The following is a 10,863-nucleotide window of genomic DNA, read 5'->3' on the forward strand; positions in this document are numbered from 1 at the left end:
CGGAATCAGCGCTGGACGTGCCCGTCGGCCACGCTCAGCGCCGCGTCCAGAATCGCCAGGCCCTCGTTGATCTCGGCGTCGGTGACGTTGCACGGCGGGCAGGCGTGGATGCGGTTGAAGTTCGCGAACGGCAGCATTCCGCCCGACTTGCAGGCGGCCACAACGGCATTCATCGCCGGGCTCGAGCCGCCGTAGGGGGCCAGCGGCTCGCGGGTCGCGGGGTTCGCGACCAGTTCGATGGCCCAGAACACACCCAGCCCGCGCACCTCTCCAACCGAGGGGTGCCGAGATGCCAGGTCGCGCAGGCCCGGTCCGAGCACCTGCTCGCCGATGCGGGCGGCGTTGGCCACCATCCCTTCGTCCTCCATGGCGTTGATGGTCGCCACCGCCGCGGCACAGGCCAAGGGATGTCCGGAGTAGGTAAGCCCACCGGGGTAGGGCCGGTCGGCGAAGGTGGCGAAGACGGCGTCGTTGATTGCCACCCCGCCGAGTGGCACGTACCCCGACGTCACACCCTTGGCGAAGGTGATCAGATCCGGCACCACGTCGAAATGGTCGATGGCGAACCACTTTCCGGTCCGGCCGAAACCGGCCATCACCTCGTCGGCGATCATCACGATGCCGTGCCGGTCGCAGATCTCGCGCACCCCGGCGAGGTAGCCGGGCGGGGGCACCATGATGCCCGCGGTGCCCGGCACCGACTCGAGGATGATCGCCGCGATGGTGTCCGGCCCCTCGTGGGCGACGAGGCGCTCGAGGTAATCCAGTGCCCGCTGCGACTCCTGCTGCTCGTTCTCGGCGTAGAACGACGAGCGATACAGGAACGGGCCGTTGAAGTGCACGACACCGGCGGCGCCGTAGTCGGATGCGTAGCGCCGGGGATCGCCGGTGAGGTTGATCGCGGTGTCGGTGCCGCCGTGATAGGAGCGGTAGCGGGAGAGCACCTTGCGCCGGCCGGTGTGCAGGCGGGCCATCCGCACCGCGTGCTCCACCGCGTCGGCGCCGGCGTTGGTGAAGAACACATGGTTCAGGTCGCCCGGGGTGCGCTCGGCGATGAGCCGGGCGGCCTCGGAGCGGGCCGCGTTGACGTGCTGGGGGGCGATCGTGCACAGCTTGGCCGCCTGCTCGGCGATCGCGGCGATCACCTTCGGGTGCTGATGGCCGATGTTGGTGAAGACCAGTTGGCCGGAGAAGTCCAGCAGTCTGCTGCCCTCGCCGTCCCAGACGTAGGCGCCGTCGGCGGCGACGATCGTCATCGGGGTGATCTGCTCCTGCGCCGACCAGGAGTGGAACACGTGCCGGCGGTCGAGTTCGTAGGCGCGGCGGCCCTCGGCGATCGCGGTGGGGATGTCCTGCCCGTTCGGCAGGGCCGTTTCGGTGGTGGTCATCACCGCGCAGTCTACCGGCCGGTCCTTATGTCAATCCCGGCTTGCTGCTCGGTGCGGTAGATTCATCACCCGAGACGGCCTGCGAAGTGCGGGAGATGGGGGCCATGTCGAAATCGGGTTACACCGCACGGTTGGCTGCGGCGGCTTTTGCGGTCGGAATCGCGCTGGGCGCACCGGCGGCCGGCGTCGCCCCGGTCGCCGCCGCCGACTCACCAGACACCTCGGCCGCGAGCGACTCCGGCGGGCGCGCCGAACCGGGCCGTGCCGTCCGGGGACCGAGGGCGGCCTCCCGTGCCGACAGCAACACCCGGGGCGCCACGGCGCGCGCGGCGGCCGCCGAACCCGCGGCTGCCGACGACGAGGCCGGCCCGCGCCACGGTGTCGGTGCCCGCACCGTCGAGAAGCGCGGCCGATCCTCCGCCGGGGCCGAGCCGCCCGCGGCCGTCGCCACCCCCGGCGGAACGGCCCCCGAGAAACCGGACATCGGCACACCGGCCCCCGACACACCGGCCCCCGACACACCACTGCAGGCGGGACCGCTGAGCGCCCGTGCGCCCGTCGCGCAGCCACCCTCCGCTCCGGTTGCTGCGGTTGCGGTCAACGAGCCCGCCGGTCCGCTGATGCAGCAAGCGGACCTGCCGCCGGCCGCACCGGTGGCACAGGCCCCGGCGTACAGCGCGCCGGCAACCCTCGACGCCCCGGCCGGCATGGCCACATCGTCGGCCGCCGCCACCCTCGACGGGCTGCTCGGCTCGTTCCGGGCACTCTTCGAGGGCGCGGCGCTGTTGTGGCGCCGCCGATTCTTCAACGAGGCTCCCACCGTCAGCCCGGTCCAGCTGACCGGGCTGACCGCCGGACCCATCACCGGCACCATCGGCGCGGTGGACCCCGAAGGCGACCCGCTGACCTACGCGGTCACCGGGATTCCGAGCTACGGCACCGTCACGGTCGGCCGGGACGGCGCCTACACCTACACCCCCGGATCGGCCTTCGCGGGCAGCGACAGCTTCGTCGTCGCCGTCACCGACGGCGGCATGCACATCAACCTGCTGGATCTCAGGCGCCCCAAGAGCGTCGATGCCGGCGTCTCGGTGGCCCAGGGCATCACGGTTCCGCTGCTGCGTTTCCAGTTCCTCTACGGCTCGGGATCCCAGTACTGGTCACCGGAGGCGCGTCGGGCTCTGGAGTCCTCGGCCGCGAAACTGGCCGGGTACCTCGTGGTGAGCTCACCGGTGACCATCACCTACACGGTGACCGGCCAGAAGTTCCCGCTCTCCTCGACGCTGGCGACGGCGGGCAGCGACTTCACCTTCGCCGGATCGGGATTCATTCAGACGGTGGTCCAGAAGAAGATCCAAACCGGGGTCGACGCCAATGCCGGCGCCCCCGACGGCGAGATCACCTGGAATTTCGGGCCGTCCTGGTCCTACGGCAACACCGTGGCCAACAACCAGTACGACTTCCAGTCGACGGCGCTGCACGAACTGGTGCACACGCTCGGGTTCTTGTCCTATGCCGAGAATGCCGGAAACAACACCGGCAAGATCTGGACCGTCTACGACAGCTATCTGGTCGACTCCGGCGGCACGCCGGTGATCGGCACCGACTACAGGTGGAAAACCGCGTACAACGCCAACCTGACCGGCGGCAACGGCGGGCTGTACTTCGGCGGGCCCGGAGCCGTCGCAGCCTACGGCGGACCGGTGCCGCTCTACACCCCATCGCCGTACTCGTCCGGCAGTTCGCTGTCCCACCTCGACGACGGCCGGTTCACCGGCTCCAAGGAAAAGCTGATGAACGCCGTCAGCGGCCAGGGCACGGGAGTTCGGGTGCTGAGCCCGGTCGAGTTGGGCGTGCTGACCGATATCGGCTACCAGCTGACTCCCTCGGGGGCGCCGACACTGATGGTGGTCGGATTCCTCTTCATCCGACGGCCGCGCCGAAAGAACAGGGCAGCGAGCAGGCGGTAGGAACAGGCTGCCGGGCGAGCGACTAGGAACAGGCTGCTGGGCGGCCGAGGACCGGCAGCAACCGTTCGGCGACGTTTGGATGCCGACACGACACCGTTGCGTCACGGTTGGGCAACTCGCCCTGCGCTGATCCTGCCGGGGGTGGCGACGCGGAATTCGTTGTTGTAGATGTGGCTGTAGTGACTGATGGGCCGCGGTGCCGGAAAGGCCGGCCGAAGGCCCGGAGAGGTGAGTCGACATGAACCGCGTGGGTGCGACCCGAAACGCGTTGGTCGGCCTGGTGCTGGTGATCCTGACGGCACTGGGACTGACCGTGGGACCAGGTGCGGCGTCGGCGGCCCCGGTATCCCGGGAGCAGGCCGTCAATCTCGTGATCGCCCGCGGCCTGGCCCAGCGCGGCGTTCCGTACTCCTGGGCCGGTGGCGGGATCGAAGGACCAAGCCTGGGCAAGGGCGACGGCGCGGGCATCGTCGGTTTCGACGCCTCGGGTCTGATCCAGTACGTCTACGCCGGTGTGAACGCCAAACTGCCGCGCTCATCGGGGGAGATGTACAAAGTCGGCCAGCGCGTGACCCCGGCCCGAGCGTTGCCGGCGGACCTGATCTTCTACGGTCCCGACGGCGCCACGACGGTGACGATGTTCCTGGGGAACAACCAGATGCTCGAGGTCGGCGACAACGGTGTGACGGTGTCGCAGGTTCGGACCGCCGACATGGCGCCGTATCTGGTGCGGATCATCGCCTAGGTCGGGAACCCCGACAGGCCGGCGCTGGAGATCTAGCGGCCCGCTACGCGCAGTCGGTGCAGATCGACTCGCCGTTGCGGCCCCGGGCGCTGCGAATCCGCAGGTAGTTCGTCTCACCGGCTCTCCGCCGACAACGGAGTCGGCTCACGGGACGTTTCAGCGTGCGTCGGCAACCTTGGTGATTGGGCCGAGAACCTGGATCGCATTCTGGACCGCGAGGCGCTGAGGGTGCGGATGAGCATGGACGTGCGGCTGGCACCACAGCGCATCGAAATCGTCTTCACCGACGACGGCAGTCCGGCGGCCGTCGACCTGCATTCCGTCAGCCTCCCAGGTGGTCTGGCGGATCGGGGTCGTGGCCTGGCCATCGCCAAGGCGGTTCTCGACGAACTCTCCTACCGACGCGACAACGGCCGAAACACTTGGGTGCTGGCACACCGGCGCTTCTTGTGATGATGCAGCCCCAACGCCGACCGGCAGTGCTTCCAGTTCTCACTCGAACGTAATCAGAACCAATGAGCAGTCGTCCTCGAATCCTCCTGACGGTGCCAGATCGCACAATTCGTCGATGAGGTCGTCGAGTGTCCAGACCGGCGATCCGGCCAACCGGGTGACAACGTCGGTGAGGCCGCCGATCGTCATCTGTTCGCCGCCGGCGAGAACGATCTCGTTCGCGCCATCGCTGAAGAGGAGAATCCTGCTCCCCGGTGGCACCGAATAGGAAGCCGTCGTGAATCGCGTATCCTCAAAAAGCCCGACGGGCTGACCGCCGGTGGTCAATTCCGTTGTCGTAATCCTGCTTTCGATCTCCGGATGGAGAACAATTGCGGGCGGAGCACCGGCACTGGCGTAGCGCAGCGTACGCGTGGGCCGGTCGTAGACCCCGTACCAGATGGTGAAGAAGTGATCCCTTTGCTGCTCCATCTGGAAGAGCCGATTCAACTCGGTCAGCACCGCCGCAGGGTCCAGCATGGTCTCGGCGGTGATTGTTCCTGAACGGAGCAAGTTGTGCAGTGACACCGACAGCAACGCGGGTTCGATGCCGTGGCCGGAGACGTCGATGAGATACGCGACCAGATGGTCACCATCGATCCAGGTGTATTCGAAGCAGTCGCCACCGAGCACACTTGACGGCAGGTAGCGAGACGAGACGGTGACCGGTCCGGCCAAGCCCCGCGGCATGATCGACTTCATATAGCTCGCGGCGCTGCCCAATTCAGCCGTCGTCTGGTCGTTCTGCCGCTGAAGCTGTTGAGCCAGGACGCGATTGCGCTCATCGGCCTGAACTCGCGCGGTGATGTCGATGATCTGGGAGATGAAGTTCTCCACCTGTCCGTCCTCGTCGCGCACACAGCCGACCGAGAGATCGCCCCAGATCCGATGGCCGTCGGCGTGGATGCACTGCTTGACCATCTGGTAGGAGTCGATCCGGCCTGAAAGGATGTCAGAGATGTTTCTAAGTTCGTCTGCGAGGAACTCCGGCGCGGTCAAGTCCTGCCAGGTTTTCTGCGTCAAGGTTTCGGCGTCAAAGCCGAAGAGCTCACACAGCGCAGCGTTGACTTCTTCGAAGCGACCGTCCGGGGCGAGCAGACACATGCCGATCGCGGCGCTGTCCATGGAGCGGCGGAAACGCGCGTCAGCCCTGGCCCGCTCCCGGCGTGCCTGTTCGACTGCCCGCTCCGCGGCCACCTCGTCATCGACCACGCGGATCGAGTGTGCGGCTTCCGCTTGAGCGGTCATGTCGATGACCTGGGTGACGAAGCCTCGGGACTCTCCCTCGGGCGCGTTCAGCACGCTCGAGGTCGCATCAACCCAGAGGCGATGCCCGTCGGCGTGCAGGTACTGCTTCCTGGCCCGGTAGACGCCGGCCCGTCCCGAGATCATGTCCGCCAGGGCTGCGAGGTCGGCGTCGAGGAATTCGGGGGCGGTGATGTCCTGCCAGGTCATCTGGCCCAGCGTGTCGGCGTCGTAGCCCACCAGATCGCACATCGCCGTGTTGACCCTCACGAAGCGCCCGGCCAGATCGCTCATCGCGGTCGCGACGACGGAGTTGTCGATCACCCCTCGCTCAAGGGCGTCCGCTGCGACCTGCTGCACGCGCACCTCCTCGAGTCGCCGGCGCGCCTCTTCGACATGCTGTTGCGCGGCGACTTCGTCGTCGACCAGACGCAACGTCGCGGCCACCCCATCCTGGCGGCCGTCGGCGCCGTGGAACGGCCTGGCGTGCAGATCCAGCCAGTGGACGACGCCATCGGCGCCGACCACCCTGCCGCGCCCCCGGACCGTCTCACCCGCCAAAGCCCGGGCCATCAACGCCGCCTGGTACTGAAGGTCCTCCGGCGGAATGTGGGCGAACACTTCCCAGCCCAGCCAGTACTCAGGAGGCGCACCCAGTGCCTCTTCTACGGACGGCGAGACCCAGACAACCTTGCCATCCCGCACATGACAGAGGATGTCCGTGGAATTCTCGGCCAGCAGCCGATAACGCTCCTCGGACTCGGCGAGAAGGCGGATGTCCTCATCGGGGGGGGCGACATCCCGATAGCTCACGCTGATCGAACCGCCTTGAAGCACACGCCCCGGCCCCCATCGGGCTTCGTCCACCACTGCGAATTCGGATTTCTGGGCGAGTTCATGACCACTCTCCTGAACACCTGGTGGCCGGACTTCTTTCGACCCAGCGACGAAACAACCTCTGAACAGTCATATGCGAAATGCCGCTGATGAACTCATCGTACGCCGGCACAGCCGCGGCCGGCTCATCTGATGTGTCTCGTCGGTCCACACCCTGAAGCTTGTCAGTGTGTTGTCGCCGAAAGCGTTGCTCAACGCCACATCGGCGGCGTCGCGCCCGCTCGCGATGAGAACTCTGCCGATGCGGGGGGTGTTGTTGCGGGCGTCGAAGGTGCGCCATTGCCCGCCGAGGAAGACCTCGAACCAGGCGGCGAAGTCCATCGGACCGTGGATCGGTATCGCAATACCGAGCTGCCGAGTAGGCAGACAAGCGTGTCGACGGGCAGCTGCTCAACCGGAATCTGTTGTGCGTCGGCAACAATGGCGTCGGGTAATCCGGTGTCGTTGACAGTCGCGTTCGCGGTGACGCGGGTGTGGACACTCTGGCCGGCGAGGGCAGACGCGTGGTCTTCAGTCGGGGTGGCTGAGTGGTTCCTTCCCAACGTCGGGGTCGGTCCACAGCGGGCCGCGGTCGGCGAACAGCGGAACCCGGGAGACCGACTCGACCCCGCCGGCGACCGTCAGCCGGACATCCCCGGCGCGCAGCCGGGCGGCGGCGTGCGCGACGGCGTCGATCCCCGAGGCGCAGAACCGGTTGATCGTCAGACCCGGAACGCGGTCACCCCAGCCGGCCAGCAGTGCCGAGGTGCGCGCGATGTCGGCACCCTGCTCGTCGACCTGGGAGGCGCAGCCCACGATGACGTCGTCGATCCGGCCGGGGTCCAGACCGGTCCGTTCGACCAGGGCCCGTTCAAGGTGGATCAGCAGTTCAGTGGCGGTGCGGTCGTGCAGCGCGCCCTTCGCCGAGGCCTTGCCGCGCGGGGTGCGCACATAGTCCAGAACGAGAGCGTCCAGAGCCAGGGCGTGCAGAACTGGGGAGTCGCTCATGCGGTGGACTTTACGGCGCTGGACGGGCTCCCAAGACGGCTGGCGTCGGCCTCACCCCATCCGGCGGAACAACTCTGCCGGCCGGCCGCGGGACCCGGTCTCCTCGACCATCCCGGTCCGCTCCACCTTGTCCTCCATGGCGCGGCGGAACTTGTCCCGGCCGAACTCCTCGCCGGCGACCGCCTCGTGGACCCGGCGTAGCTCGCTGAGGGTGAACCGGGGGCCCAGCAGCCGGTCGGGGTCGGGGTCGTTCTCGTAGCGCTCCCGGACGTCGGCTCTGGCGCGGCGCACGATCTCGGGGTGATCCCACGCCAGGTCCCCGGGCCGGTCGACGGGTGCCAGCCGGGTGTCGCCGGCCGCGCCGGACCCCAGTGCTCGCAGGTGCTCGAGGCGGACGACGGCCACGTGGGCCACTGAGATCACCCAGTCACGGTGATCGCGGTGAGGGTCGTCGAGCACGTGCAGTTGGCGAGGTCGGATGTTCTCCACGCCGAGCTTGGCGCGCAGGCACCGCTCCACCGCCTCGGCCAGCGTCTCGCCCTTGCGTACGAATGCCCCCGGCAGCGCCCACTTGCCGATGTCGTCGCGCCACATCTCCACCACGACCAGGCCCCGCTTCGGGCAGATCGTCAGCAGCGCGGTGTCGACGGCCACGATGGGCCGCGGGTAGTTGCGCGACGGTTTTTTGTCAGACCGCCTTGATACCTTGGTGTTTGGGCGGTCGGGGAGTGAACCGGGCGGTTCATCGGGGAGTGCGCTGTCGCCCATCGGCTCAACCTAGCATTTTGTTGGCTTATTGCACATAATCATAATTTGCGCTAAAATCGCACATAATCAAACACGTCAACGGGGAACGGGGGAACTGCCAATGCAGGGAATCAATATCGACACCGCGGTACTGGTCATTTGCGATGACGACACTGCCAGCCGGATGGACGTGCTGGCCGAGAAAGCCGCCGAGCACGGGGCACGGATCGCCGAGACGTTCGCCTTCCCGGTGGGGGCCGCTGCGTCCAGCGATGACCTCGCCCAGGTGGACGCCGTCGTCGCCGCGCTCAGTCGCGCCGTCGGCACCCGCACCTCGCTGTGGTGCCCGTTTCCGCTTCAGGATCTGTGCCGAGAGGCCCACATCCGGCGCCTCAGCCTCGCCCTACAGCGCCACGGCCTCAATCTCCTGCTGGGCCAATACATGTCGCCGTGCCCCACAGAGGGTGGCTACAGCGCCCTTGATGCCGCGCTGCGTGAGGAAGTGAAGGCCGTCGACGAGATCGACAACGCCGCGCTGGCCCTCGCGGGTTCGGAGACCCTGGGTGCCCAGATCGAGGCGGAACTGGCCCGCAAGGCCGGAGCCTCGCGCAGGGCGTGCCGCGGGGAACGGATCTACAGCACCCGCGAGGCGGCCGGGCTGCTCGGTCAGCCGGTCAACTGGATCACCTGGGCGCTGGGCAAGAACTTCTTCACCTACGCCGACGACTCGCCCATCGAGCCGCTGCGGGTGGGGCGAGGCCGGCGCCGCCGCTTCACTGTGGGGATGCTCAGGGAAATGACGAAGTCCTGCCACCGGCAGGGTGTCCTCAGTCAGCGGGAGTGCGAGCGGGTGCTGGCCGGACTGTCCCGCACGGAGCGGTAACACGACGCCCGCCCGCCGTCGCCGTCACCGGTGGCGGGCGCCGAGCGTTACTGACCGCACACGGGAGGCCGCACCGGGTCGTCCCGCACTTCATCCACCAACGGAAAGGACCTTCGACCATGCATAACAACACCAACACCGCGACCTGGCCGCACGACGACCTCGTGCACGGCTGGTGGGTCATCCCCGGCCGGCTGCTCGCCACCGAGTACCCCGGCGCCAAGGACGCCGGCAAGACGGCCCGCAAACTGCGGGCTCTGCGCGAGGCCGGCGTCAACTCCTTCGTCGACCTGACCGAAGCCGGGGAGATCACCCGCGGAGGCGTCCCGATGCGCCCCTATCGCGACGACCTCGACGACGGCGTGACCTACGAACGCTTCGCGATCCCGGATTGCGGCGTCGTCGACGACACCGAATACGACCGGATCCTGGCGCACATCCGAGCCGAACTCGATGCCGGCAAGGTGGTCGTGGCCCACTGCTGGGGCGGCAAGGGCCGCACCGGCACCGTGATCGGGGCCTGGCTCATCGACCACGAGGGTCTGGGCTATCCGGAGGTGCTGCACCGCATGCGGGACCTCCGGCACGGAACGCGCAAGGCGCACCACCGGGTTCCCGACACCGATGAACAAGACGCGGTGCTGCGGCGGCGTGCCCAGCGACGGGAGGCCTGATCATGACCGACTGGTTCCGGCGCCTCACCGGCTTCACCGAGGACGGCTACACCTCCACCCGGCAGCGGCTTGCGATCGAGGGCGACGAGCTGGTGTCGCGAGTCAACGGCAAGCGCTACCGGATCGGGGAGTTCACCCTGCCTACCGTCGCCGGGCTCCGCAGTCGGACGAATCCGGCTGGGGGGCAACCACAACCTGGGGGGCAACCTGGGGGACAACTTGGGGGACAACGCAGTACGGTTCGCGCCGTGATCGGGGAGGCCCGCAGTCTGCACTCCGATCCGCAGTTCGCCGGGGCGTTGTTCCAGGTGGCTTCCCAGTTCAATGCCTTGGAGATGGTCTCCGAGCACGTCACGCCGGAGGAGGGTGTCACCCGCTATGCATGGGACGCCACCCAGGGCCCGGCGTGCGCCATCGCTGCCGGTGCGGCCACCATCTATCGCAACTACTTCGTGCCGGTCGGCGATCAGATCGGGCAGACCGCCGACCGGCAGGTCGACGCGTTGGCCGGGGTGGGTGCGGCGCTGGCGGAGTTGACCGGCCTTCCGGTCGGGGCGCTGTGGACGATGAGCAACGGCTATGCGCTGTGCACCGAGCGGGGGCTCACGGCGATCGGCGCGGTTCTGCAGGACGCCACCGAGGAGGTCCGCGACAGCCTGCGCGGGCAGCTGTCCATCGGTCTGCACCGTGACGTAGAGGTCACCGACGTGGACGCTCCGCCGCGCCGACTGGTCTCCCAGGCGTTCTGTTCGGCACTGCCCCTGGGGTATTCGCGGCTGCCCCGATCACAGTGGGAGCCGTTCGCCCGGCTGATCCTGGAGGCCACCTACGAGGC

10 protein-coding genes and 1 pseudogene are annotated in these 10,863 nt (G+C 67.9%); 6 read left to right on the forward strand and 5 right to left on the reverse strand.

Annotation, left to right across the window (positions count from 1 at the left end; translation table 11 throughout):
• Positions 1-5: 5 nt before the first annotated feature.
• Positions 6-1,388 (reverse strand): aminotransferase family protein, encoded by a 1,383-nt coding sequence (locus ADBZ5U_RS00245; protein ID WP_526261134.1) that lies wholly within the window; start codon positions 1,386-1,388, stop codon positions 6-8.
• Between the two features lie 104 nt (positions 1,389-1,492).
• On the opposite strand from ADBZ5U_RS00245, the gene ADBZ5U_RS00250 reads away from it, so the two are divergent.
• From ADBZ5U_RS00250 to ADBZ5U_RS00260, 3 genes and pseudogenes are all read left to right on the forward strand, one after another.
• Complete coding sequence (locus ADBZ5U_RS00250; RefSeq protein ID WP_526261136.1) at positions 1,493-3,358, forward strand: cadherin-like domain-containing protein; 1,866 nt, start codon at positions 1,493-1,495, stop codon at positions 3,356-3,358.
• A 238-nt stretch (positions 3,359-3,596) separates the two neighbouring features.
• Positions 3,597-4,097: pseudogene (locus ADBZ5U_RS00255) on the forward strand (NlpC/P60 family protein); the annotation flags it as partial.
• A 240-nt stretch (positions 4,098-4,337) separates the two neighbouring features.
• Positions 4,338-4,556 carry an ATP-binding protein gene (locus tag ADBZ5U_RS00260; RefSeq protein ID WP_526261138.1) on the forward strand — a complete coding sequence of 73 codons (219 nt, stop codon included), beginning with the start codon at positions 4,338-4,340 and terminating at the stop codon, positions 4,554-4,556.
• Positions 4,557-4,595: 39 nt separating this feature from the next.
• Here the strand turns inward: ADBZ5U_RS00260 and ADBZ5U_RS00265 are convergent, their stop codons facing one another.
• The 4 genes from ADBZ5U_RS00265 to ADBZ5U_RS00280 all read right to left on the reverse strand — a co-directional run bounded on the left by ADBZ5U_RS00265 (position 4,596) and on the right by ADBZ5U_RS00280 (position 8,378).
• Positions 4,596-6,653, reverse strand: a complete 2,058-nt coding sequence (locus tag ADBZ5U_RS00265) for a SpoIIE family protein phosphatase (RefSeq protein ID WP_526261140.1) — start codon at positions 6,651-6,653, stop codon at positions 4,596-4,598.
• A gap of 153 nt (positions 6,654-6,806) precedes the next feature.
• The gene (locus tag ADBZ5U_RS00270) at positions 6,807-7,058 is read right to left on the reverse strand and encodes a hypothetical protein (RefSeq protein ID WP_526261142.1); all 252 of its coding nucleotides are present in this window, start codon (positions 7,056-7,058) and stop codon (positions 6,807-6,809) included.
• A 189-nt stretch (positions 7,059-7,247) separates the two neighbouring features.
• Positions 7,248-7,724, reverse strand: coding sequence for a thiolase family protein (locus tag ADBZ5U_RS00275; RefSeq protein ID WP_526261144.1), 477 nt, complete (start codon positions 7,722-7,724; stop codon positions 7,248-7,250).
• A 51-nt stretch (positions 7,725-7,775) separates the two neighbouring features.
• Positions 7,776-8,378 (reverse strand): NrtR DNA-binding winged helix domain-containing protein, encoded by a 603-nt coding sequence (locus tag ADBZ5U_RS00280; protein ID WP_526261146.1) that lies wholly within the window; start codon positions 8,376-8,378, stop codon positions 7,776-7,778.
• 214 nt (positions 8,379-8,592) lie between these two features.
• Here ADBZ5U_RS00280 and ADBZ5U_RS00285 point away from each other — a divergent pair, with 214 nt between their 5' ends.
• From ADBZ5U_RS00285 to ADBZ5U_RS00295, 3 genes are all read left to right on the forward strand, one after another.
• Complete coding sequence (locus tag ADBZ5U_RS00285; protein ID WP_526261148.1) at positions 8,593-9,354, forward strand: DUF7229 domain-containing protein; 762 nt, start codon at positions 8,593-8,595, stop codon at positions 9,352-9,354.
• A 119-nt stretch (positions 9,355-9,473) separates the two neighbouring features.
• Positions 9,474-10,028: a protein-tyrosine phosphatase family protein gene (locus ADBZ5U_RS00290; protein WP_526261150.1), complete on the forward strand. Its 555-nt coding sequence runs from the start codon at positions 9,474-9,476 to the stop codon at positions 10,026-10,028.
• Positions 10,029-10,030: 2 nt separating this feature from the next.
• On the forward strand, positions 10,031-10,863 hold an 833-nt coding region (locus tag ADBZ5U_RS00295; RefSeq protein ID WP_526261152.1), incomplete at its 3' end, for a hypothetical protein.

Origin of the sequence: Mycobacterium sp. (genome assembly GCF_040398885.1) — a bacterium.
GTDB lineage: Bacteria > Actinomycetota > Actinomycetes > Mycobacteriales > Mycobacteriaceae > Mycobacterium.